This is a genomic window from Streptomyces sp. HUAS MG91 (genome assembly GCF_040529335.1).
GTDB lineage: Bacteria > Actinomycetota > Actinomycetes > Streptomycetales > Streptomycetaceae > Streptomyces > Streptomyces tabacisoli.
On sequence record NZ_CP159534.1, the window covers coordinates 4,092,807 to 4,115,195 of the forward strand.

A 22,389-nucleotide genomic window follows, 5' to 3' on the forward strand; every position below is an offset into this window, starting at 1 on the left:
CGAAGCCGGTCAGAAGGCCGCCTTCAGCAGCGGCTCCCCGTGGTCCGCGGCCGCCCACTGCCGGGTGGCGCGCTCCAGCTTGTCGGGGTTGACCTGGCTGCGGAACGCGGCGAGGCCGCCGTCCCCGAACTCCGGGCACATGACGCCGACGACCCGCCCGCCGAGGACCGCGACGACGGCGACCGCGCCGTTGGCCGTCGACACGTACACCTCGGGCGAGCCGCCGATCAGGTCCTGCTTGGCCTTCGCGGGCCTGAACAGGCCGCGCATGAACGTGGCGACCGCCTTCGCGCCCACGAACGCGCTCGCCCGCGCGGGCACCTTCCCGCCGCCGTCGCCGATCGCGATGGCGTCCTGGGTGAGCAGCGCGACCAGCGGCTCGGTGCGGCCGCTGGTGGCGGCCACCAGGAACTCCGCCACGACCCGCCGGGCGGCGGCCTCGTCGATCTCGGCGCGGGCCCGGCCGTCCGCGACGTGCCGCCGGGCGCGGTGGAAGGTCTGCTGGCTGGCGGCCTCGCTGATGTCGAGGATCCCGGCGATCTCCCGGTGCGAGTAGGCGAACGCCTCCTTCAGCACGTACACCGCCCGCTCGTTCGGACTCAGCCGCTCCAGGAGGACGAGGACCGCGTACGAGACCGAGTCGCGCTGCTCGGCGGTGCCGGCCGGGCCGAGCATCGGGTCGCCGGCGAGCAGCGGCTCCGGCAGCCAGGCGCCCACGTACGTCTCGCGGCGGGCGCGGGCCGACGCCAGCTGATTGAGGCAGTAGTTGGTGAGCACCTTGGTCAGCCAGGCCTCGGGCACCTCGATCCGCCCGGTGTCGGCGGCCTGCCAGCGCAGGTACGTCTCCTGCGCGGCGTCCTCGGCCTCGCTCGCCGAGCCGAGCAGCCGGTAGGCGATGGCTTCCAGGCGCGGCCTCGCGGCCTCGAAGCGGTCCACGTCGCGCTCGGTCACGGCCATGGCCCGGATCCTAACCCGCCCCCGGGAGACGGCTCAGAACTCCGCGGTGTCCAGGTCGAAGCCGAGAGGCGCCGGGAGCGGGACCGCGAGGCCCGTCCTGTACGAGGACTTGGTCGTGTAGTCGTCGTCCTCGGGGGACGCGCAGACGGTGACCTGCCCGGCTTCCCGGTCGATCAGGAGGTGGACGGGGACACAGGCGCGCGCGTACAGGTACTTCCAGGTGCTGTGGGGATGTTCGCCGTGCGACGGCTGTGCCATCTTTCCCGCGGACTCCGTAGCACCTTTCGGCTACTCGTCGGCCTCCAGGTCGCCCTCGGTCTCCAGGTACACCTGGCGCAGCGCTTCGAGGACCTGCGGGTCGGGCTTCTCCCACATGCCGCGCGACTCGGCCTCCAGGAGCCGCTCGGCGATGCCGTGCAGGGCCCACGGGTTGGCCTCGGAGAGGAACTGGCGGTTGGTCTCGTCGAGGACGTACGTCTCCGTGAGCTTGTCGTACATCCAGTCGGCGATGACGCCGGTCGTGGCGTCGTAGCCGAACAAGTAGTCCACGGTGGCGGCGAGTTCGAAGGCGCCCTTGTAGCCGTGGCGGCGCATCGCCTCGATCCACTTGGGGTTCACGACGCGGGCCCGGAAGACGCGGGACGTCTCCTCGACGAGGGTGCGGGTGCGGACCGTCTCGGGGCGCGTCGAGTCGCCGATGTACGCCTCGGGCGCGGTGCCGCGCAGCGCGCGCACGGTGGCGACCATGCCGCCGTGGTACTGGAAGTAGTCGTCGGAGTCGGCGATGTCGTGCTCGCGGGTGTCCGTGTTCTTGGCGGCGACGGCGATCCGCTTGTAGGCGGTCTCCATCTCGCCGCGGGCCGCCTTGCCGTCGAGGCCGCGGCCGTACGCGTAACCGCCCCACACCGTGTACACCTCGGCGAGGTCGGCGTCGGTGCGCCAGTCCTTGGAGTCGATGAGCTGGAGCAGGCCCGCGCCGTACGTGCCGGGCCGGGAGCCGAAGATGCGGGTGGTCGCGCGGCGTTCGTCGCCGTGCTCGGCGAGGTCGGCCTGCGTGTGGGCGCGGACGTGGTTGTGCTCGTCCGGCTCGTCGAGGGAGGCCGCGAGGCGCACCGCGTCGTCGAGCAGGCCGATCGTGTGCGGGAACGCGTCACGGAAGAACCCGGAGATGCGCAGGGTCACGTCGATGCGGGGGCGGCCCAGTTCCTCGTACGGGATCGCCTCCAGGCCCGTGACCCGGCGCGAGGCGTCGTCCCAGACCGGGCGGATGCCGAGCAGCGCGAACGCCTCGGCGATGTCGTCGCCCGCGGTGCGCATGGCGCTCGTGCCCCACAGGGAGAGGCCGACGGAGGTGGGGTACTGCCCGTCGTTGTCCTGCCGGTAGCGCTCGATCAGGGAGTCGGCGAGCGCCTGCCCGGTCTCCCACGCGAGACGGGAGGGGACGGCCTTCGGGTCGACGGAGTAGAAGTTCCGCCCGGTGGGCAGCACGTTGACCAGCCCGCGCAACGGCGACCCGGACGGCCCGGCGGGCACGAAACGCCCCTCCAACGCCCGTACGGAGTGGTCGAGTTCGGCGGTGGTGGCGTTGAGACGCGGAACGACCTCGCGGGCGGCGAAGGTCAGAATGTCAGCAACCAGATCCAGCCCCTCCGGCGATTGAGGAGCGGGGTCCGGGGCGGAGCCCCGTGACGCCAGCGCCATCGCGGCGGGAACGGCCTCGGGCGACCAGGAAGCGGCCTCCATCGCCTCGACAAGCGCACGGGCCGCCGCCTCAGCGGCATCGGCATCGACCCGGGTCGCCTTCGACTCGTCGAGCCCCAGCGCCTCGCGCAACCCGGGAAGCGCCGAACTCCCGCCCCAGATCTGGCGGGCCCGCAAAATGGCCAGCACCAGATTGACCCGGTCGGCACCGCCCGGCGCCTGCCCGAGGACATGCAGCCCGTCACGGATCTGCGCGTCCTTGACCTCGCACAGCCAGCCGTCGACGTGCAGCAGGAAGTCGTCGAACCCGTCGTCGTCGGGCCGGGCCTCCAGGCCCAGGTCGTGGTCGAGCTTCGCGGCCTGGATCAGCGTCCAGATCTGGGCCCGGATCGCGGGCAGCTTCGCCGGGTCCATGGACGAGATCTGCGCGTACTCGTCGAGGAGTTGCTCCAGGCGCGCGATGTCGCCGTAGGAGTCGGCGCGCGCCATCGGCGGCACCAGGTGGTCGATGAGCGTGGCGTGCACGCGGCGCTTGGCCTGGGTGCCCTCGCCGGGGTCGTTCACGAGGAACGGGTACACCAGCGGCAGGTCGCCGAGCGCGGCGTCGGGCGCGCAGGCGGCGGACAGGCCCGCGTTCTTGCCGGGCAGCCACTCCAGGTTGCCGTGCTTGCCGAGGTGGATCATCGCGTCGGCGCCGAAGCCGCCGTCGTCGGCGGAGGCGGCGATCCAGCGGTAGGCCGCCAAGTAGTGGTGGGACGGCGGGAGATCGGGGTCGTGGTAGATCGCGATCGGGTTCTCGCCGAAGCCGCGCGGCGGCTGGATGAGGACGAGCAGGTTCCCGCGGCGCAGGGCGGCGAGCACGATGTCGCCCTCGGGATTGCGGGAGCGGTCGAGGAACATCTCGCCGGGCGGCGGGCCCCAGTGCCGCTCGACGGCGTCCCGCAGCTCCTGCGGCAGCGTCGCGTACCAGCGCTTGTAGTCGGCGGCCGGGATGCGGACCGGGTTCTTGGCGAGCTGCTCCTCGGTCAGCCACTCCTGGTCGTGGCCGCCGGCGTCGATGAGCGCGCGGATCAGTTCGTCGCCGTCGCCGGAGGCGAGGCCCGGTATGGCGGCCGGGTCCCCGAAGTCGTAGCCCTCGTCGAGCAGCCGCTTGAGCAGCACGATCGCGGAGGCGGGGGTGTCCAGGCCCACCGCGTTGCCGATCCGGGAGTGCTTGGTCGGGTACGCGGACAGGACCAGCGCCAGCTTCTTGTCGCGGGCGGGGATGTGCCGCAGGCGCGCGTGGCGGACGGCGATCCCGGCGACGCGGGCGGCACGCTCGGGGTCGCCGATGTAGGCGGGAAGCCCGTCCTCGTCGATCTCCTTGAAGGAGAACGGGACGGTGATCAGGCGGCCGTCGAACTCCGGCACCGCGATCTGCGTGGCGGCGTCGAGCGGGGAGACGCCCTCGTCGTTCTCCTCCCAGTCCGCGCGGGACGAGGTGAGGCACAGGGCTTGCAGGATCGGCACGTCGAGCCCGGTCAGCGCGCCCGCGTCCCAGGCCTCGTCGTCGCCGCCCGCGCTCGCCTCGGCGGGGCGGGTGCCGCCGGCCGCGAGGACGGTGGTGACGATGGCGTCGGCGCCGGACAGGGCCTCGATCAGCGCGGGCTCGGGGGTGCGCAGCGACGCCACGTAGAGCGGGAGCGGGCGGGCGCCGGACGCCTCGATCGCGTCGCACAGGGTGTGTACGAACGCGGTGTTGCCGCTCATGTGGTGGGCGCGGTAGTAGAGCACGGCGACCGTGGGGCCGTCGGCCCGCGACGCCGGGCGCTCCAGCGGGCCCCAGGCGGGCGCGGGCTGCGGCGGCTCGAAGCCGTGGCCGGTGAGGAGCACGGTGTCGGAGAGGAAGCGGGCCAGCTGCGTCAGGTTCTCCGGGCCGCCGTGCGCCAGGTACTTGTGGGCCTCGGCCGCGATGCCGACGGGCACCGTGGAGGCCGCCATCAGCTGGGCGTCCGGGGCCTGTTCACCGGTGAGGACGACCAGCGGCACCCCGGCGGCGGTCAGCCGGTCGATGCCGTCCTGCCAGGCGCGGACCCCGCCCAGGAGCCGTACGACGACCAGTCCTGCGCCGTCGAGGAGTGCGTCGAGATCGTGCTCGACGCTGATCCGGGAGGGGTTCGCGAAGCGGTACGCGACCGGCGCGTCATCGGCGGCGTTCGCCGCGCGGGCGCTGAGCAGGTCGGTGTCGGAGGTCGACAGGAGCAGCAGCTGCTGGGGCATGCGTCGGCTGGCCTTCCTCGGGGTGTCCGCGCCCCGGGTGGTCGTTGGACGGCAGGAGTTCCTGGCTCGTCCCGCGCCGGGGCGCGGGACTCACAGTGGCGGGACCGCGCCGGATTCGCACCGGCTTCCTCCCCTGTCGCCGTCGCTGGCGATGTGTGGTCTGTGCCGCCATCGTACGGGGCGGGTGCGCACCCCGGTACGGGATGCCCGTCACAGGCCCATGGGTATGCTCCCCGGCATGTCCCCCACTCACATATCCGCTGATCCCGCCCGGGGCGACGCCTGCCCGGGCGCGCTGCGGCTGCACGCGGCGGACGACGGTTTCCTGGCGCGGGTGCGGATTCCCGGCGGGGTGCTGACGGTGACGCAGGCGCGGGCGCTCGGCGCTCTCGCGGGGCGGCTCGGGGACGGGGTGCTCCATCTCACGTCGCGCGGAAACGTTCAGCTGCGCGGGCTGCGGGACGGTTGCGGGGGTGAGTTGGCGGACTCTCTGAGCGCGGCCGGGCTGCTGCCGTCGCCCGCGCACGAGCGGGTCCGCAATGTGGTCGCCTCGCCGATGTCGGGGCTCGACGGGGCCGGGCACGTCGACGTACGCGGGTGGCTGCGCGGGCTGGATGCGGCGCTGTGTGCGAGTTCTGTGACGCCGGGGTTGTCCGGGCGGTTTCTTTTCGCGCTGGACGACGGGCGCGGGGATGTCGCTTCGCTGGGTCCGGATGTGCTGGTGCGGGGGCTGCCGGGGGGCGACGGGCTGCTCTCGGTCGGGGGTGCCGAGTTCTGGTTGCCGTACGGGGATGCTGCGCGGGCCGCCGTGCGCGCCGCCGAGGTGTTCGTGGAGGCGGCGCGTCGGGTTTCTGGTCGCCGGGTGTGGAGGGTGTCCGAACTCGGCCTCTCCGCAACGGAGTTGCAGACCCTCCTCGAGGGCCCCGTCACGGGGCTCCGCCCCGGCCCCCGCTCCTCAAACGCCGGAGGGGCTGAATGGGCTGAGCGCCCCGTAGGGGCGCGGGGAACTGCGCGAGAAGCGGCCACCGGCGATCAGCCGACGCACGACGAACAGCGCCCCGAAGGGGCGCGGGGAACTGCGCGGCCAGCACCCGCGAACCCGCACTCGACGACAACCGGCATCGCCCTCCCCTTCGGTACCGCGACCCCCGACCAGTGGGCGGCAATCACCGATCAGGCCGCCCAACTCCCCGCGCAAGAGATCCGGCTCACCCCCTGGCGCCGCGTCGTCATCCCCGGTGTCACCGAGAACGACCCCCCGGACACCACCCCCTGGACCCGAGTGGGCGCCTGTATCGGCAGTCCGGGATGCGCCAAGTCCCACACGGACGTACGCGCGGACGCCCGCGCCCGCCTCGCCGAGGCCCACCCCACCCTGCCCACCTACTGGTCCGGCTGCGAGCGTCGCTGCGGTCACCCGGCAGGGACGACGTACGTCGACATCACGGCCCGCCCGGACGGCGGCTACGACACGACCACCCGCACCACCACACGACCCCGTTGAGAGAGCCGAACCCCATGTCCCTGTACGACTACGAGAAGGACGGCGCGGCGATCTACCGCGAGTCCTTCGCCACCATCCGCGCGGAGGCCGCGGCCGGCCTGGCCGCGCTGCCCGCCGACGTCGCCCAGGTCGCGGTCCGCATGATCCACGCCTGCGGCCAGGTGGATCTCGTACCGGACATCGCCCACTCGCCCGGCGTGGTGGCGAAGGCCCGTGCCGCGCTGCGCGCCGGGGCGCCGATCCTGTGCGACGCGCGGATGGTCGCCAGCGGCGTCACGCGCAAGCGGCTGCCCGCCGACAACGACGTGATCTGCACCCTCAACGAGCCCGACGTGCCGTCCCTCGCGGCCGAGTTGGGCACCACGCGGAGCGCCGCCGCGCTGGAGCTGTGGCGTGATCGCCTGGAGGGCTCGGTCGTCGCCATCGGCAACGCCCCGACCGCCCTCTTCCACCTCCTGGAGATGATCGCGAAGGGCGCCCCGCGCCCGGCGGCGGTCCTCGGCATACCGGTGGGCTTCGTCGGCGCGGCCGAGTCGAAGGACGCGCTCGCCGCGTCCGGCCTGGGCCTGGAGTACCTGGTCGTCCGGGGGCGGCGCGGCGGCAGCGCGATGACGGCGGCGGCACTGAACGCGATCGCCACCGAGGCGGAGATCCTGGAGGACCGGGCATGAGCGGCAAGCTGTACGGGGTCGGGCTCGGCCCCGGCGATCCGGAACTGCTGACCGTGGCGGCCGTGAAGGCGATCGGCGAGGCCGACGTCGTCGCGTACCACTGCGCCCGGCACGGCCGGTCCATCGCCCGCTCGATCGCCGCGCCGTACCTGCGCGAGGACCAGATCGAGGAGCGGCTGATGTATCCGCTCACCGTGGAGACGACGGACCACCCCGGCGGCTACCGGGGCGCGCTCGACGACTTCTACGCCGAGGCCGCCGCGACGCTCGCCGCGCACCTGGACGCGGGCCGCACGGTCGCCGTGCTCGCCGAGGGCGACCCGTTCTTCTACGGCTCGTACCAGCACATGCACAAGCGGCTCGCGGACCGTTACGACACGACGGTCATCCCCGGTGTCACCTCCATCAGCGCGGCCGCCGCCCGGCTCGGCGAGCCGCTGTGCGAGGACAAGGAGACGCTGACCGTCATCCCGGGCACGCTGGACGAGGACGAGCTGGCGGCGCGGCTGGCGGCGGCGGACTCGGCGGTCGTGATGAAGCTGGGCCGCACCTTCACCAAGGTCCGTACGGCGCTGGAGGGTTCGGGGCGGCTGGACGACGCGCGGTATGTGGAGCGGGCGTTCATGGCGGGCGAGCGCACCGGCCGTCTCGCCGACATCGACCCGGACACGGTCCCGTACTTCTCGGTGGCGGTGCTGCCCTCGCGCGTGGAGACCGCGCCGGCCGAGGCGCCGGAGCGCGGTGAGGTCGTGGTCGTCGGCACCGGTCCGGCGGGCGCGCCCTGGCTGACCCCGGAGTCGCGCGGCGCCCTCGCCAACTGCGACGACCTGGTCGGCTACACGACGTACCTGGACCGGGTTCCGGAACGGCCGTGGCAGCGGCGGCACGGTTCGGACAACAAGGTGGAGTCGGAGCGCGCCGAGTTCGCCCTGGACCTCGCGCGGCGCGGGCGCCGGGTGGCGGTCGTGTCGGGCGGCGACCCGGGCGTCTTCGCGATGGCGACAGCGGTCCTCGAAGTGGCCTGCGAGGACCGGTACGCGGACATTCCCGTACGGGTCCTGCCGGGGGTCACGGCCGCCAACGCGGCGGCGGCGAAGGCGGGCGCCCCGCTCGGCCACGACTACGCCACGATCTCCCTGTCCGACCGGCTCAAGCCGTGGGAGGTGATCGCGGAACGGCTGCACGCGGCGGCCGCCGCCGATCTGGTCGTGGCGCTGTACAACCCCGGTTCGAAGAGCCGTACCTGGCAGGTGGCGAAGGCCCGCGAGCTGTTCCTCGAACACCGGGCGCCGGACACCCCGGTCGTGGTGGCCCGGGACGTGGGCGGGCCGGAGGAGTCGGTGCGCGTGGTACGGCTGACGGACCTGGACCCGTCGGTCGTCGACATGCGCACGCTGCTGATCATCGGCTCGTCGCAGACGCAGGCTGTGCCGCGCGGAACCGGCACGACGATCGCCTGGACGCCCCGCCGCTACCCGGAGGCCCCGGCGACCCGCTGAACCCAGGCGGCGGCCTCCGCCACGGTGGCCGCCTCCTCCACGCCCTCCGGCACGGGAGGCCGCCGCACGACGACGACCGGGATCCCGGCCTCGCGGGCGGCGGTCAGCTTGGGCGCGGTGGCGGCGCCGCCGCTGTCCTTGGTGACGAGCACGTCGATGCCGTGCCGGGCGATGATCTCCCGTTCGCCCTGAAGCGTGAACGGCCCGCGCTCCAGCAACACGTCCATGCGCGGCGGGAACGGCGGCTCGGGCGCGTCCACCGCCCGTACGAGGAAGTGGGCGCCGTCGACGTGCGCGAACGCGGCGAGCCCCTGCCGCCCGGTGGTGAGGAAAACCCTCCCGAACCCCCGAACGACCTCCGCGGCCTCCCCCAACGAGCCGACCTCCCGCCAGTCGTCGCCGACCCCGGCGACCCAGCCCGGTCGCCGCAGCGCGAGCAGCGGAACCCGGGCGACGGCGGCGGCCCGGGCCGCATTGAAACTGATCCGCTCGGCGAACGGATGGGTGGCGTCGACGACGGCGTCCACCCCGTGCCCCCGTATCCACTCCACGAGCCCGTCCACCCCGCCGAACCCCCCGACCCGCACCTCCCCCACGGGCAGCCGTGGCGCGGCGACCCGCCCCGCGAGCGAACTGGTGACCCGCACCCGCCCGTCCAGCGTCTCGGCCAGCTCCCGGGCCTCGGTCGTCCCACCGAGGATGAGTACGTGCGGCACGGGGATCTCCAGGGGCGACGGCTGAGGGGGCTCGCTCACTCAAGCACAGCAGGTCAGGGGTGTCCCTCCGTGGGTCACCGGCCTTCGGCACCGGACCGGACGCCCGTACAACCAAACGGCTCCGCCGTGGGTCTTCCCCTCGCCCGGACCAGGATCCGGCTCATTCTCGCTGGGAGAACCATGCGCATCAGAACCGCCGTCACCGCCGTTTGCGGCACCCTGGCCCTGCTCGGCGCCGTCGCGCCCGTCGCGCAGGCGGACAGTCACCACGGGGACACCCGGTTCACGTCCGTGACGTTCAGCAGGTCGACCGTGAACGTCGGCGTCAGCAAGGCGCAGTCGGTGACCGTCACCGCCACGGCCAAGGACGACTCCGGGATCAGCGGTATCTACGGCGGCAAGCTGGTCAGCCCCGACAAGCGCATCGCCTTCCCCGACGACGGGTCGTGCTCCCGGCCCTCGTCCACCACGATGAAGTGCACCTGGAAGTACGTGCTGGACGCGAACGACTCCGACGACTACGCCGACCTGAGGAACGCCGACGCCGGGACCTGGCACCTCGACGCCGAGGCCGCCGCCACGGACCACGACTTCTACACGCTCGACAGCAGCAAGACTGTCAAGGTCAAGCGCTACGCCGAGCTGTCCGTCACCCAGGCCGGCCCCGAGCCCGTGGGCAAGGGGCGCACCCTGACCGTGACCGGCGCGCTGACCCGCGCGAACTGGGACACGAACGTCTACGCCGGGTATACCGCGCAGCGCGTAGCCCTCCAGTTCAAGAAGTCCGGCAGCTCGTCGTACTCCACGGTGAAGACGGTGACCACCGACAGCAAGGGCAAGCTGAAGACGAGCGTGAAGGCCGCGTCGTCCGGTACCTGGCGGTGGATGTTCGCCGGTACGGGGACGACGATGGCGGTCACCGCGGGCGGGGACAGCGTCGCTCTCAAGTAGGGCTGTGAGGAGGGGACTTCAGGCTCCCCGGCGGGTCGTCTCCTCCAGCGCCCTCACCGCCCGCTCCAGGCGTGCCCGCCGGTTCTCCTGTGTCGCCTGGAGCAGGGGCAGCAGGACCAGGTAGCGGGCGGTCCGGTCGAGGGCGTCGAAAGCCGCGCGGGCCGCCGGGTTCGCGTCGAGCGCCGCGGTGAGGTCGTCGGGGACGGTGGCCGCCGACTGGGACGCGTAGGCGCGGTCCCAGCGGCCGTCCTCCTGGGCCCGGCGCACCTCGGCGAGTCCGGGCTCCCGCATCCGGCCGGCGGCAGCCAGGGCGGCGACCTTCTCCACGTTCACCCGGGACCACAGGCTCCGGGCCCGCCGCGGGACGTACTTCTGGAGGTAGTGCCGGTCGTCGAGGCCGCGCCGCTGCCCGGAGATCCAGCCCCAGCACAGGCCGACGTCGACCAGCTCGTCGTCCGTGACCGAGGCGATCCCCGACGCCTTCTTGGCCACCTTCACCCACACGCCCTCGCGCCGCGTGTGATGCCCGGCCAGCCACTCCTCGAAGGCCGCCGCGTCCGCGAACGCGCGAACCTCGACCCCGTCGAACTCGTCCATGCGGGCAACCTAACCCGCGGCGTCAGCGATTGCGCGGGTGGTTGCGGGCCGTGCGTTCGTTGCCGTGTTTGCAGGCGCCGGGCGGGCGGGGCCCCCACCCGTTTTCGGAGTCAGCAGGTGTGCCGGTCGCGCTCCGCCGAGTACAGGTGGCTGTCCCGGAACTGGGCGGCGCCGAGGGTGCGGCCCACCAGGATGACCGCGGTGCGCTGGACGCCCGAGGCCTTCAGCTGGCCGGCGATGTCGCCGAGGGTGCCGCGCAGCACGAGTTCGTCGTCGCGACTGGCGTAGGCGACGACCGCGGCGGGGCAGTCGGCGCCGTAGTGCGGGAGCAGTTCGGCGACGATGCGGTCGGCGTAGCGGGCGCCGAGGTGCAGGACCAGGAGGGCGCCGGACGCGCCCAGCGTCGCCAGGTCCTCGCCGGGCGGCATGGGCGTGGCCTGCTGGGCGATCCGGGTCAGGATGACGGTCTGGCCGACCGTGGGAACGGTCAGTTCGCGCTTCAGGGCCGCCGCGGCCGCCGCGAACGCGGGCACCCCGGGCACGACCTCGTACGGGATGCCGTGCGCGTCCAGGCGGCGCATCTGCTCCGCGACCGCCGAGAAGACCGACGGGTCGCCGGAGTGCAGCCGGGCCACGTCGAGCCCGGCCTCGTGGGCGGCGACGAACTCCCGCTCGATGGCGTCGAGGTCGAGGTCGGCGGTGTCGATCAGCCGGGCGTCCGGCGGGCACTCGGCGAGGAGTTCGGCCGGGACCAGCGAACCCGCGTACAGGCACACCCGGCACGCGGCGAGGGTGCGGGCGCCGCGCAGCGTGATCAGGTCGGCGGCGCCGGGGCCCGCTCCGATGAAGTAGACCGTCATGAGGGATCCGTCCCCGCTGTCTTCGTTGCTGACCATTGGGTGACCGGCATCGCCTGACGCCAGCCCGTGAAGCCGCCGACCGGCACGGCGTGCGCGACCGAGAGGCGGGTGAGGTCGCCGCCGTGGCGCCGGTGGCGGTCGGCGAGCAGCGCCTCCGACTCCAGCGTCACCGTGTTCGCGACCAGCCGGCCGCCCTCGCGCAGCGCCTCCCAGCACGCGTCCAGGAGGCCCGGCGCGGTCAGGCCGCCGCCGATGAACACCGCGTCGGGGGTGGGCAGTCCGGCCAGCGCGGCCGGGGCGGCGCCCGTCACCACGCGCAGGGCGGGCACGCCGAGGCGGGCCGCGTTGCGGGTGATCCGTCCGGCCCGCTCGGGCGAGCGTTCCACGGTGTACGCGCGGCACGAGGCGTGCGTGCGCATCCACTCCACGGCGATCGAACCGGAGCCGCCGCCCACGTCCCAGAGGAGTTCGCCGGGCGCGGGCGCGAGCGCGGCCAGGGTCGCCGCCCGCACATGGCGCTTCGTGAGCTGCCCGTCGTGCTCGTACGCGGCGTCGGGCAGCCCCGGCACCGCGCCCAGGCGGAGGGCGTCCGGGGCGCGCACGCAGTCGACGGCGATGACGTTCAGGGCGTCGCCGGGCGGGTGCGTCCACTCCTCGGCCACGCCCTCGTGCGCCGCCTCGGCCGGGCCGCCGAGCTGTTCCAGGACCGTCATCCGGCTCGGGCCGAAGCCCCGGTCGGTCAGCAGCGCCGCGACCGTCGCCGGGGTGTCCGCGCCCGCCGACAGGACCAGGACGCGCCGCCCGTCGTGCAGGACGGCCGCGAGCCGGTCGGCCGGGCGGCCCACCAGCGACACCGTCTCCGTGCCCTCCAGCGGCCAGCCGATGCGGGCGCACGCGTAGGAGACGGAGGAGGGGTGCGGGAGGATCCGGAAGGCGTCGGCGCCCGCCGTCTCCGTGAGCGTGCGGCCGATGCCGTAGAACATGGGGTCGCCGCTGGCCAGGACCGCGAGCCGGGAGCCCCGGTGGCGGTCGAGGAGGGCGGGCACGGCGGGGCGCAGCGGGGACGGCCACGCGACGCGCTCGCCCGTGCAGACGTCGTCCGGGAGCAGGGCCAGCTGGCGCGGGCCGCCGATGATCACCTCGGCGTCGGCGAGGGCGGCCCGGGAGACGGCCGGCAGGCCCGGCCAGCCGTCGGCGCCGATCCCTACGACCGTCACGGGTGTCGGATGCGCGGGAGTCACTGCCAGGTACCTCGTGCCGGGTGCGTCATGCTCGCAAACAGAAACGGACAGAGAAACCGAAACGTCAAGAACGTCAAGGTCGAAAGCCGCACTCTATCGGGCGACATCGGCTCCCCCGCCGAGCGCCCCAGGGAGACCCCCCGTGCCCCGTACCGCCCGCACCGCCGTCACCGGCCGCGTCGCGCCCATCATGCCGAGCCGCGCGCTGCCGCTGACCGTCGACTTCTACGCCGCCCTGGGCTTCACCGCCACCACCCACCTGCCCGACGACGGCTATCTGATCCTCGTACGCGACGACGCCGAACTGCACTTCTTCCACGCGCCCCGCACCGATCCCCTGACCACGGCGCACGGGGCGTACCTGCGGCTCGACGGGGGCGCGCACCTCGCCGACGCGCTGTACGAGGAGTGGCGCGCGACCGGGCTGAGCGCCGACCCGTACGCGACGCCGCGGCTCGTCGAGCCGGACGACACGGTGTACGGGATGCGGGAGTTCGCGCTCGTCGACCCGGACGGGAATCTGCTGCGCGTGGGTTCCGTCCTGGAGGCCACCGAGGGCTGACGCGGCGGGTGTTCCGGCGGCCCACCCGGTGGCGGACCGACGCGCCGCCCGGCGGCACGGTCCGCGGAACCGCCCCTTCCACGGTGTTACCTCGGACCACCGGGACACCGAGCGGGAGGAACGAGACGCACATGGCCAGGTACGGGGCGGCGCGGGCCTGGGTCGTGTCCGCCATGGTGCTGGGGGCATCGACGGCCGGGGTGCCGGCGCACGCGGCGGCCGACGACAGCGCGGACGCCGCGGACACCGGGCACGCCGCCGTGGTGTGGCCGGTGACGGCGACCCCGCACATGACGGCGGCGGCGCTCGGTTCGGGCGACGACGCGCGGGCGGTCTTCGACTCCGACGAGCTGGCCGGGCTGTTCGCGGACGGCGGGCGGCTGCGCGAGGTCGTCGAAGCCGGCCGGGGCCGCGAGGTGAGCTGGGTGCTCGACCCCGATCTGGTGCTCGCCGCGCGGGCCATGGCGCGCGGCTACCGCGTCGCGGACAGCGCCGAGTCCACCAACCCGCAGAACAGCACGCAGGGCACCGGGCAGAGCGCCGCCCGGGAGTGGCTGGCCGATCTGAAGAGCGCGGTGCGCGGCCGGGACGTGTGGCTGCTGCCGTACGCGGACACCGACCTCGCCTCCCTCGCCCACCATCCGTCCGGCGACACCGACGATCTGACCGAGGTCGTCGGGAACCTCGCGGAGGACGCCAAGAAGGACGTCGACTCGCTCCTCGGCACCGGGACCAGGACAGGCCTCGGCTGGCCCGCGGACGGCGCCCTCGACACCCGGATCACCGGGGTCGCGGGCAAGCTGGGCCTGACCTGGATGCTCGCCTCGGGCCAGGGCCTCACCCCGGCCGGCGCCGACCCGGTGACCCTCGGCGACGGCGCCGACGCGATCACGGCGCTGCCGTACGACGCGGACGTGACGACGGCGCTGGCCCGCATCAAGGACGAGGACAAGGACACGTCGCCGAGCCCCGGCGCGTCCCCGTCCGGTACGCCGTCGCCCACGTCGCCGGGCGCGACGCCCAGCCCGTCCCCCAGCGGCTCCGGCGCGTCGGGCTCCCCCTCGGCGTCCCCCTCCGCCTCCGCGTCGGAGAAGCCCGACACCCCGGATCCCAAGACCGTCGACCGGGTCACCGCGCTCCTGAAGGCGAACACCCGCCCCGTGGTCGTCCCGCCCCGCGAGCTGTCCGGCACCGCGGCGAACGCGCTGGCCGCCGCGATCGACTCCGGGACCGACGACGGCTGGCTGGAGCCGGAGGGCATCCGCACCGCCGACAACGATCCGGTGACCGGGCAGGCGGGCGCGTCCTCCGGGTATCCGTCGCGGCTGCGCGCCAGCGAGCTGACGTCCGCTCAACTCCAGGCCGTGGCGGGCGATCTGGACGGGCTGGCCACGCTCTCGAAGGTGCTCGCCGACCCGAAGGTCACCACGGCCTCCGTGCACGCGGCGATGGCCCGCGCCCTGTCGACGGCCTGGCGGGCGCTGGACGACGCCGACCAGGAGACGTTCCAGCGGCGCACGACGTCGTTCCTCGACACGTCGGTGGATTCGCTGCGGATGGTGCCGAAGTCGACGGTCACGGTGACCTCGGGCGACGCCACGATCCCGGTGACCGTCGACAACGGCCTCCAGCAGCCGGTCGCCGGGCTCGAACTGCGGGTCACCTCCAGCGACGCGGAGCGGCTGCGGATCAACGACGGGACGCTGGCGGTGGAGGCCGCCGGTTCGGCCAGCCACACCAACCAGCTCTCCGTCACCGCGAAGGCCAACGGCAAGGCGCAGCTCACGGCCCGGCTCTACACGACCAGCGACGGCAGGCCGTGGGGCGAGCCGATGACGTTCGAGGTGGACGTCGCCTCGGTGTCGACGGGCGCGATCACCGTGGTCGGCGCCGGAGTCGCGCTGATCGTGCTGGCGGCGGCGGTCCGGATGCGGAACGTGCGCAGGCGCCGGGCGAGGGAGCAGCCCCCCGCCGGCCCGCACACCCCCGACGGTCAGGACTGAGCGCGCAGGGTCCGCAGGATCAGCCACTGGTCGCCGTAGGCCATCGCGGTGCCGAGCGCGGCCGTCACGATGCCGACCGTCACCCCGCCGACGGCCGTGCCGACCGCGAGTCCGGCCGCGCCGAGCAGCGCGTGCACGGCGAAGCGGACGGCGACCAGGCCGAGGGCGAGGAGCCGGGTGCGCTTGTTCTTCCACAGGGCCTTCATCAGGCGCATCCGCGTCTTGAGGACGGTGAGGGAGAGCACGAGGTTGAGGACGATCAGGACCGGGATCACGCCGTACGCGGTCGGGTAGGCGCGGGCGACGTCGAAGATCCCGGCGAAGCAGCCCGCGATCGGGAAGTACCAGGCGGGCAGCCCCCTGAAGTCCACCGCCGCCCGGGCCCGGTCCTGAGCGTGAGCCTGAGCCTGCGTGCGCGTCGCCGTGTCCGTGCTCATGTCCGTGTCCCCCTGAGTGGCTGTCCGTTTCCGACACCACTGAGCTTCGCGGAACAGGGGGGTCCCCCGGCAGAGCGAGCCGTCCTCACTCGCCCCGTACAAATGTCACTTGTGCTTCTTGACGGCCGCCTCGGCGTCGACGATGCCCAGGCCCAGCTTGCTCACGTTCTTCGGGTTCTTCGCGGTGGACCGGATCGTCGACATGATCTCGTCGGGTTTCAGGCCCTGTTGGTGCAGGAGGGCGGCGACGGCGGCCACGTACGGGGACGCCATGGACGTGCCGGACAGCTTTCCGTAGCCGGAGGTGTCCTTCAGCGTCTCCTTCGTCCGGTAGGTGGGGAGCGTGGAGAGGATGTCGACGCCGGGGGCCGAGACGGCGTCGTCCACACCGAAGTTGGAGAAGGAGGCCGGAGCGCCGTTCGTGTCGCTGGCGCCGACGACGAGGACCGGGGTGCCCACCTTGTACGTCTGGACGTCGTCGCCGTCGTTGCCGGCCGCCGCGACGACCGTGACGCCCTTGCCGTAGGCGTACTTGATGGCCGCGTTGAGGATGCCGCCCTTGAGCAGCTTGGCCATCAGGCCCGATTCGCCGAGGGAGAGGTTGATGACGTCGGCGCCGTGGTCGGACGCCCACTTGATGCCCTTGATGATGTTGTCGTTGGAGCCGGAGCCGTCGGCGCCGAGCACCCGCACCGGCATGATCTTGGCGCCGGGGGCGCCGCCCGCGATGCCGACGCCGTTGTCGGTGTGGGCGGCGGCGATGCCGGAGACATGGGTGCCGTGGCCGTTGAGGTCCTTGGGCTCGTCGTCGTTGTCGACGAAGTCGTGGCCGTCCACGAGGCGGCCCTTGAGGTCGGGGTGGTCCAGGTCGGCGCCGGTGTCGACGACCGCGATGACGGTGTCGTCGCCCTTCGAGGTGGACCAGGCGTCCGGCAGGTGGAGCGCGTCGAGGGCCCACTGGTCGTCCCGCATGGGGTCGGGTTTGCTGTCGTCGTCCCCGCAGGCGGTGGCGGTCAGCAGGAGAACTGCTGCGAGGCAGAAGGCGAGAGGGGTTCGCGTACGCATGGTCCGAGCCTGCGGCCCGCACTCCGTTCACGCATGTGGTGGCGGGCCGCGCGGGCTACTCGGGTGACTCCGGTGGCCGGTTCGCCGGCCAGTCCGGCACCCACAGCTCGTCGTCGGGCACCGGCTCGCACGCGTAGCGGCCGGTCAGGTACGCGCGCAGGGAGCGCAGCGCCGGGTGCGGGTTGTCGTCGCGCCACAGCAGCCAGTGCGGGTAGACGGGCGTGGGGCGGGTGACGGTGAGGAAGCGCAGGCCGAAACCGGTGGGGCGGACGAGCGGGGTGCGGGTGCCGATGAACGTGCCCAGGTCGTCGGAGGCGGTGATCGTCCGCGCCATGTGCTCCATGCCGAACGCGGGCCCCGACGCGTCGAGCCGGATGCCGAACGCGGCCGCGAACCGGGCGTAGTAGGCGCCCCACTCGGCCGCCGGATCCAGGCCCGGCATCCAGATCCGCAGCCCCGCGAGCTCGGCGGGGGAGACGGTCTCGCGGCCGGCCAGCGGGTGCGCGGGGCCGACCGCCAGGACCACCGGCTCGTCGAGGACCCGCGCCGTGCGCACCGGCGCGGGCAGCCGCCCGGCGGGCAGGCTGTGCGCCCAGAACGCGGCGTCCACGCCCCCGTCCCGGACCGCTTCGAGCGCGGCCCGGGCCGCCCCGCGCACCACGACCACGTCGAGCGCCGCGTCCGGATGGGCGTGGTGGAAGTCCTGGAGCAGCCCGGCGGTGCTCACGCGCGTACCGAGCACGTCCACGCGCAGCGGGCGCGCCCCGGGCCGTACCGCCGCCTCCGCCTGGGCGACGGCCGCGAGGACGGCCCGCGCGTGCGGCAGGAACGCGGTGCCGTCGAGGGTGAGCCGCGCCCCGCGCGGGGTGCGCAGCAGCAGCCGTACGCCGAGCTGCCGCTCCAGGGCGGCGATGCGCTTGGAGGCGGCCTGCTGGGTGATGCCGAGGTCGGCGGCGGCGAGCTGGATCTGCCCCTCGTCGGCGACGGCCAGGAAGGTGCGTACGGCTTCCGGATCCACCCCGCCATACAACCACGGGTTGTACGGGGGTGCCGTGTCGGTTGTTTGATCGCGGGCCCGGGCAGCGGCTTGGATCCCAGGTCATGGACAAGGGGAGGGCCGAGCGGCTCGGGCGGGACTTCGGGTGGCTGTGGGCGGCGTTCGCGGTGAGTTCGGCGGGCTCCATGCTGGCCTTCGACGCGTTCGCGCTGATCGCGGTGACGGTGCTGCACAGCAGCCCGGTGCGGGTGTCGTTCCTGTCGGCGGCCGGGATCGCGGCGGGCGCGCTCTTCGCGGTGCCGCTGGGGCCGTGGGTGGAGTTCCGGCGCAAGCGGCCCGTGATGGTCGGCGCCGACCTGGCGCGCTGCGCGGCCCTGCTCACCCTCCCGCTCGCGTACGCCCTGCACGCCCTGAGCTATACGCAGTTGGTGCTCGTGTCGGTGGTCGTGGCCACGGCCGACATCGTCTTCCGGGCCGCGAGCGGCGCCCACCTCAAGGCGCTGGTCCCGCGGGAGGGGCTGCTGACGGCCAGTGCCCGCTTCGAGTCGACGACCTGGACGACGACCGCGCTCGGCCCGCCGCTCGGCGGCGCCGCGATCGGCCTCTTCGGCCCGCTGACGACCGTCGTCGGGGACGCGGTGAGCTATCTGCTGTCGGCGGCCGGCGTCCGCCGCATCCGCCGCCCCGAACCACCGCCGCCCGCCGCCGCCTCGAACCGGATCAGCGGCTCCGACATCGCCGAGGGCTGGCGCCACCTCTGGCGCACCCCGTACCTGCGCGCCCTGTTCCTGAACTCGACCCTCGTCAACGGCCTGATCATGGTCGGCGCCCCGCTGATGGCCGTCCTGATGCTGCGCGAACTCGGCTTCCCCGCCTGGGAGTACGGCCTCGCCTACGGCGTCCCGTGCGTCGGCGGCCTGATCGGCTCACGCCTGTCGTCACGCCTCGTACGCCGGTACGGGGAGCAGCGCGTCCTGCGCTGGAGCGGTACCGCGCGAGTGTGCTGGCCGGTGGGGCTCGCCCTCACCGGCACCGGCACCGGTGGTCTGGTGACGGTGATGGTGGTCGAGCTGGGCCTGATCACGTGCATCGGCGTCTACAACCCGGTCCTCGCCAAGGAGCGCCTCCAGCACACCGACTCCGACCGTCTGGCCCGGGTCCTGTCGGCGTGGACGGTCACCGGCAGAGCGGTGACGGCCACCCTGACACTGGCCTGGGGCGCCCTGGCTTCCCTGATCGGCACCCGCCCGGCGCTGGCGGTGGCCGGAGTGCTGCTCCTGGCGACCCCGGCGCTGCTCCCCACGACTCCCCGCGCCCCGCTGCCCGCACCCACCACGCGAAAGTCCCCGACCGGACCCTGAGGGTGCCGAGGGGGTCCGCCCGCCACCTGATCGGCCGCCACCGGGTGCCCCGCCGGGGGAACCTGGGCAGAGTGGCGGCCATGGCCGCCTCCTCCTCCCCGTACGGCGCCGTCCCCCTGGTTCCCGGTGCCGAGCCCCTGCCCGAACTCGACGTGCCGTCGCCCGGCCGGCAGCACCGGCTGACGGTGCTGCTGCGGCTGCTGCTCCTGCTGCCGCACGCCGTGCTGCTCGCCGTCCTCGGCGTGGTCACGTTCTGCGTGGCGGTCGTGGCATGGGTGGCCACGCTGATCCTCGGCCGGGTCCCGGACTCGCTGGAACAGTGGCTCGCGGGGTTCGTCGGGTACGCGACCCGGTTCGACGCGGCGGCGATGCTGCTCACCGACCGCTACCCGCCGTTCCAGGTGCTCGGGGAGCCCGGCGGCTACCCGGTCCAGGTGCGGCTGCGCTCCACCGCCCTGAACCGGGCCGCGGTGTTCTTCCGGCTGCTCCTGGTGATCCCGGCGGCCGTGGTGGCCTCCCTCGCCGTCGCCGGATGGTGGGCCGTGGCGCTGGTGTCGTGGATCGTGGTGCTGGTCCTCGGGCGGATGCCGCAGCCGCTGTTCGAGGCGACAGCGGCCGTGGTGCGCTACCGGATGCGGGTGTCGGCGTACGTACTGCTGCTGACCTCCGCGTACCCGAAGCGGCTCTTCGGCGACCAGCGGTCGGCGGACGCCGTCATCGGGATCGTCCGCGGCCCTTCGGCGACCCGCCCCCTGATGGTGGGCACGGCCGGACAGGTCCTCGTCGGCGCCTTCCTCCTGCTGGGCGTGGCGGGCTGGGCCGGCAACGCGACGACCTACGAACCGTCCCCGGCCCAGGCGGGCACGGAACGCGTCTCACCCTGAGCGGGCCGCCGGGCCGGAACCGGTCAACCGGTCCACGAGGAAGAGCCGTTGCCCACCCCGGCCCACGGTTCGGGACGCCACGAGATCTCCGGATTCGCGTCCGGCCCGGCCGGGTTCTCCCGCGCCAGCAGTCCGGCGAGCCCGGTGCGCGCGCCGTGCGCGTACGCCTCCGCCCTGCGCGCGGGCGGCAGCAGTCCGTCGAGGAGTGACTCGGCGCGGCGGCGGACGGGGGCGAGGTAGGGGGAGTGCGGCACCTGGGATTCGTGGAAGGCGTCGACGGCGCCCAGGAGTCGGGCCGCCAGCGGGCCGTCGCCGCGCAGTGCCGTCGCGTCGGCGAGGAGTTCCCCGGCGCAGCGCGCGCCGATCCGCGAGCCGTACGCGAGGAACGTGCGCAGCGCCGAGCGGGCCAGGGCCTGCGCGGACGCGGGGTCGTCCGCCCAGCGCAGCACCTCCGCCCGCGCGTACCGCGTCCACGCCTCCGCCCAGTCGTCCCGTGCCGCGCCGGGGTGGGCGGGTCCCGGCTGTGCGGCCTCCAGGGCGGCCTCGGGGTCGGTGCGGACCAGCGCGAGGGCCAGGGCGGCCCGGATCTGCGCGGGTCCGGGTCCAAAGTCCGGTGCGTCGCCCTCACCGATGAGTTCGAGCGCCGTACGGAGCTCGACGGCCGCCGCCTCGGCGCGGCCCTGCCACAGCGCCACCGCGCCGCGCAGCCCGGCGAGCAGGCCCAGGCAGTGGTCGTCGCCCGCGCGCACCGCCGCCGCCCAGGCCGTCGTGAGCAGCGGGTCGGCCCGCTCGGGCGCGCCCAGGTCCAGTTCGAGGCGGGCGGCGAGCCACAGCGCCCGCGCGGGCGGGGGAGCCTGGTGCTCGGCCAGGGCGCGGCGCAGCAGGGTGCGGCCCTCGGCGGTGTGTCCGCACGCCGTCCACAGGAACCACAGGTGCACCACCACGTCCAGGGCGGTGGCCGCTTCGGCGCGCGGGGAGAGCGGCGAGGTCGCCGGGTCCATGGCCGCCCGCAGGCCGGGCAGTTCGCGCCGGGCCAGGGCAGCGGCCTCGTCCTGGCGGCCGGCGGTCCACCACTCGGCGGCCTGCCGGGCGACGCCGAGCGCCCAGCGGCGGTGCGCGAGGACGGCCGCCCAGCGCTCACCGGACAGCTCCAACTCCTCTTGGGCTACGGCGAGTTGGGCGGGCGGGAGATGGTAGCGGCCGGAGTGCGGGTCCTGGATCAGGGCGTGCGGGGCGATGCGGTCGAGGACGGCCGGCACCTCGGCGGCGGGCAGCGGGCCACCCCCGCACACCTCGGGCGCCGCCTCCCGCTGGAAACCGTCCTCGAAGACGGCGAGCCTGCGCCACAGCAGCCGTTCGACGCGGGAGCAGCGGGCGTAGGAGCGGGCGGCGGCGGCCCGTTGCCGCTCCCCCGGGCCGACGCCGTCCGCGTCGCCGCCGGCCGCCGCCCAGGCGCGGGCCGCCTCCAGGAGCGGCCCCGGCACCCCGCCGAACCTCCGGCACAACCGGGCCGCGCCCCGCGGATCCCGGGCCACGGCCGCGTCACCGAGGACCGCCCGCAGCAGCTCGATCGCCTCCGACGGCCGGTCCGCGTCCTCCTCGCCGGGCACGGGCCCCGCGAGCGGGCGCAGCACCATGACGGTCTCGCCGCGCAGATGGCAGGGGCGCTCCGCGACGACCAGCACCGTCAGCTCGGGCAGGTCCAGGAGCAGCGAGGCGACCAGGGCGGTGCCCGCGCCGCCGAGGTGGTCCCAGTCGTCGAGCACCAGCAGCGGGCCGCGCGCCCCGGCGAACCGGTGCCGCAGCCGCGCCCCGACCCCGGGAAGCATCTCCGGCTCGTACCCGGCGCCCGACTCCCACACCACCTCGCGGCGCGACTGTCCCACGGCCTCCCGGGCGAGCCGGGTGCGGCCCACGCCGGGCAGCCCCGTCAGACAGACCAGGCGGGCGGTGGCGAGCCGGGACAGCAGGGCCGCCAGATCCCGGGCCCGGCCCACGAGTTGGCCGGTGTCCGGCGCGTCCTCGGCGTGGTGCGGCGTCATCGTTACCGATCCCCCGGTTCCGGCCACAAAGGCCCGTTCAGTCGGTGGGAGGCCCGCATGCCCTATTTAATGCATATGCCTG

At 74.2% G+C, this 22,389-nt stretch carries 19 protein-coding genes and 1 riboswitch; of the genes, 8 read left to right on the forward strand and 11 right to left on the reverse strand.

The window, feature by feature from the left end:
- Window positions 1–9: 9 nt before the first annotated feature.
- Genes sigJ through cobN form a run of 3 tightly spaced genes read right to left on the reverse strand, consistent with a single transcriptional unit; the run spans window position 10 to window position 4,917 of the window.
- Window positions 10–957: an RNA polymerase sigma factor SigJ gene (gene sigJ, locus ABII15_RS18555; protein ID WP_353943448.1), complete on the reverse strand. Its 948-nt coding sequence runs from the start codon at window positions 955–957 to the stop codon at window positions 10–12.
- A 33-nt stretch (window positions 958–990) separates the two neighbouring features.
- On the reverse strand, window positions 991–1,215 hold the full coding sequence (locus tag ABII15_RS18560) for a hypothetical protein (protein WP_353943449.1): 225 nt from the start codon (window positions 1,213–1,215) through the stop codon (window positions 991–993).
- 30 nt (window positions 1,216–1,245) lie between these two features.
- Window positions 1,246–4,917, reverse strand: coding sequence for a cobaltochelatase subunit CobN (gene cobN, locus ABII15_RS18565; RefSeq protein WP_353943450.1), 3,672 nt, complete (start codon window positions 4,915–4,917; stop codon window positions 1,246–1,248).
- 55 nt (window positions 4,918–4,972) lie between these two features.
- Window positions 4,973–5,048, reverse strand: a riboswitch (cobalamin riboswitch).
- A gap of 107 nt (window positions 5,049–5,155) precedes the next feature.
- Between cobN and ABII15_RS18570 the strand changes: the two genes are divergently transcribed.
- From ABII15_RS18570 to ABII15_RS18580, 3 genes are read left to right on the forward strand one after another with little or no spacing between them, the layout of a single operon-like run.
- On the forward strand, window positions 5,156–6,421 hold the full coding sequence (locus ABII15_RS18570) for a cobalamin biosynthesis protein CobG (protein ID WP_353943451.1): 1,266 nt from the start codon (window positions 5,156–5,158) through the stop codon (window positions 6,419–6,421).
- 14 nt (window positions 6,422–6,435) lie between these two features.
- On the forward strand, window positions 6,436–7,092 hold the full coding sequence (locus ABII15_RS18575) for a precorrin-8X methylmutase (RefSeq protein WP_353943452.1): 657 nt from the start codon (window positions 6,436–6,438) through the stop codon (window positions 7,090–7,092).
- Window positions 7,089–8,591 (forward strand): precorrin-2 C(20)-methyltransferase, encoded by a 1,503-nt coding sequence (locus ABII15_RS18580; protein WP_353943453.1) that lies wholly within the window; start codon window positions 7,089–7,091, stop codon window positions 8,589–8,591. The genes ABII15_RS18575 and ABII15_RS18580 overlap by 4 nt, the downstream gene beginning before the upstream one ends.
- Here the strand turns inward: ABII15_RS18580 and ABII15_RS18585 are convergent.
- Window positions 8,564–9,346 carry a cobalt-precorrin-6A reductase gene (locus tag ABII15_RS18585; RefSeq protein WP_353943454.1) on the reverse strand — a complete coding sequence of 261 codons (783 nt, stop codon included), beginning with the start codon at window positions 9,344–9,346 and terminating at the stop codon, window positions 8,564–8,566. The two genes, ABII15_RS18580 and ABII15_RS18585, sit on opposite strands and share 28 nt — an antisense overlap.
- Window positions 9,347–9,487: 141 nt before the next feature.
- Between ABII15_RS18585 and ABII15_RS18590 the strand changes: the two genes are divergently transcribed.
- Window positions 9,488–10,258 (forward strand): calcium-binding protein, encoded by a 771-nt coding sequence (locus tag ABII15_RS18590; RefSeq protein ID WP_353943455.1) that lies wholly within the window; start codon window positions 9,488–9,490, stop codon window positions 10,256–10,258.
- 18 nt (window positions 10,259–10,276) lie between these two features.
- On the opposite strand, the gene ABII15_RS18595 is transcribed toward ABII15_RS18590, so the two are convergent.
- The 3 genes from ABII15_RS18595 to cbiE form a co-directional block, all read right to left on the reverse strand.
- Window positions 10,277–10,855, reverse strand: a complete 579-nt coding sequence (locus ABII15_RS18595) for a YdeI/OmpD-associated family protein (protein WP_353943456.1) — start codon at window positions 10,853–10,855, stop codon at window positions 10,277–10,279.
- 110 nt (window positions 10,856–10,965) lie between these two features.
- The gene (gene cobM, locus ABII15_RS18600) at window positions 10,966–11,715 is read right to left on the reverse strand and encodes a precorrin-4 C(11)-methyltransferase (protein ID WP_353943457.1); all 750 of its coding nucleotides are present in this window, start codon (window positions 11,713–11,715) and stop codon (window positions 10,966–10,968) included.
- Window positions 11,712–12,962: a precorrin-6y C5,15-methyltransferase (decarboxylating) subunit CbiE gene (gene cbiE, locus ABII15_RS18605; RefSeq protein WP_353947108.1), complete on the reverse strand. Its 1,251-nt coding sequence runs from the start codon at window positions 12,960–12,962 to the stop codon at window positions 11,712–11,714. The genes cobM and cbiE overlap by 4 nt, the downstream gene beginning before the upstream one ends.
- A 136-nt stretch (window positions 12,963–13,098) precedes the next feature.
- Here cbiE and ABII15_RS18610 point away from each other — a divergent pair, with 136 nt between their 5' ends.
- Window positions 13,099–13,518 carry a VOC family protein gene (locus ABII15_RS18610; RefSeq protein ID WP_353943458.1) on the forward strand — a complete coding sequence of 140 codons (420 nt, stop codon included), beginning with the start codon at window positions 13,099–13,101 and terminating at the stop codon, window positions 13,516–13,518.
- Between the two features lie 131 nt (window positions 13,519–13,649).
- On the forward strand, window positions 13,650–15,521 hold the full coding sequence (locus ABII15_RS18615) for a DUF6049 family protein (protein WP_353943459.1): 1,872 nt from the start codon (window positions 13,650–13,652) through the stop codon (window positions 15,519–15,521).
- On the opposite strand, the gene ABII15_RS18620 is transcribed toward ABII15_RS18615, so the two are convergent.
- From ABII15_RS18620 to ABII15_RS18630, 3 genes are all read right to left on the reverse strand, one after another.
- Window positions 15,512–15,958 carry a hypothetical protein gene (locus ABII15_RS18620; RefSeq protein WP_353943460.1) on the reverse strand — a complete coding sequence of 149 codons (447 nt, stop codon included), beginning with the start codon at window positions 15,956–15,958 and terminating at the stop codon, window positions 15,512–15,514. The two genes, ABII15_RS18615 and ABII15_RS18620, sit on opposite strands and share 10 nt — an antisense overlap.
- Before the next feature lie 105 nt (window positions 15,959–16,063).
- A complete protein-coding gene (locus ABII15_RS18625; RefSeq protein WP_353943461.1) occupies window positions 16,064–17,023 on the reverse strand; it encodes a S8 family peptidase in 960 nt (319 codons plus the stop codon).
- A 55-nt stretch (window positions 17,024–17,078) separates the two neighbouring features.
- A complete protein-coding gene (locus ABII15_RS18630) occupies window positions 17,079–18,041 on the reverse strand; it encodes a LysR family transcriptional regulator (protein ID WP_353943462.1) in 963 nt (320 codons plus the stop codon).
- An 83-nt stretch (window positions 18,042–18,124) separates the two neighbouring features.
- On the opposite strand from ABII15_RS18630, the gene ABII15_RS18635 reads away from it, so the two are divergent.
- Complete coding sequence (locus ABII15_RS18635; RefSeq protein ID WP_353943463.1) at window positions 18,125–19,381, forward strand: MFS transporter; 1,257 nt, start codon at window positions 18,125–18,127, stop codon at window positions 19,379–19,381.
- An 80-nt stretch (window positions 19,382–19,461) separates the two neighbouring features.
- Window positions 19,462–20,265, forward strand: a complete 804-nt coding sequence (locus ABII15_RS18640) for a DUF4389 domain-containing protein (protein ID WP_353943464.1) — start codon at window positions 19,462–19,464, stop codon at window positions 20,263–20,265.
- Between the two features lie 23 nt (window positions 20,266–20,288).
- Here ABII15_RS18640 and ABII15_RS18645 read toward each other — a convergent pair whose 3' ends face one another.
- Entirely contained in the window at window positions 20,289–22,307 is a 2,019-nt protein-coding gene (locus ABII15_RS18645) for a hypothetical protein (RefSeq protein ID WP_353943465.1), read from the reverse strand.
- Window positions 22,308–22,389: the final 82 nt, after the last annotated feature.

What these genes read in the sequence shown, in the direction of transcription:
- ABII15_RS18625 (WP_353943461.1), bottom strand. Translation starts at nt 17,023, where the DNA reads ATGCGTACGCGAACCCCTCTCGCCTTCTGCCTCGCAGCAGTTCTCCTG.
- ABII15_RS18615 (WP_353943459.1), top strand. Translation starts at nt 13,650, where the DNA reads ATGGCCAGGTACGGGGCGGCGCGGGCCTGGGTCGTGTCCGCCATGGTG.
- ABII15_RS18620 (WP_353943460.1), bottom strand. Translation starts at nt 15,958, where the DNA reads ATGAGCACGGACACGGCGACGCGCACGCAGGCTCAGGCTCACGCTCAG.
- cobN (WP_353943450.1), bottom strand. Translation starts at nt 4,917, where the DNA reads ATGCCCCAGCAGCTGCTGCTCCTGTCGACCTCCGACACCGACCTGCTC.
- ABII15_RS18645 (WP_353943465.1), bottom strand. Translation starts at nt 22,307, where the DNA reads ATGACGCCGCACCACGCCGAGGACGCGCCGGACACCGGCCAACTCGTG.
- ABII15_RS18570 (WP_353943451.1), top strand. Translation starts at nt 5,156, where the DNA reads ATGTCCCCCACTCACATATCCGCTGATCCCGCCCGGGGCGACGCCTGC.
- ABII15_RS18635 (WP_353943463.1), top strand. Translation starts at nt 18,125, where the DNA reads ATGGACAAGGGGAGGGCCGAGCGGCTCGGGCGGGACTTCGGGTGGCTG.
- ABII15_RS18640 (WP_353943464.1), top strand. Translation starts at nt 19,462, where the DNA reads ATGGCCGCCTCCTCCTCCCCGTACGGCGCCGTCCCCCTGGTTCCCGGT.
- ABII15_RS18590 (WP_353943455.1), top strand. Translation starts at nt 9,488, where the DNA reads ATGCGCATCAGAACCGCCGTCACCGCCGTTTGCGGCACCCTGGCCCTG.
- ABII15_RS18575 (WP_353943452.1), top strand. Translation starts at nt 6,436, where the DNA reads ATGTCCCTGTACGACTACGAGAAGGACGGCGCGGCGATCTACCGCGAG.
- ABII15_RS18560 (WP_353943449.1), bottom strand. Translation starts at nt 1,215, where the DNA reads ATGGCACAGCCGTCGCACGGCGAACATCCCCACAGCACCTGGAAGTAC.
- ABII15_RS18595 (WP_353943456.1), bottom strand. Translation starts at nt 10,855, where the DNA reads ATGGACGAGTTCGACGGGGTCGAGGTTCGCGCGTTCGCGGACGCGGCG.
- sigJ (WP_353943448.1), bottom strand. Translation starts at nt 957, where the DNA reads ATGGCCGTGACCGAGCGCGACGTGGACCGCTTCGAGGCCGCGAGGCCG.
- ABII15_RS18580 (WP_353943453.1), top strand. Translation starts at nt 7,089, where the DNA reads ATGAGCGGCAAGCTGTACGGGGTCGGGCTCGGCCCCGGCGATCCGGAA.
- cobM (WP_353943457.1), bottom strand. Translation starts at nt 11,715, where the DNA reads ATGACGGTCTACTTCATCGGAGCGGGCCCCGGCGCCGCCGACCTGATC.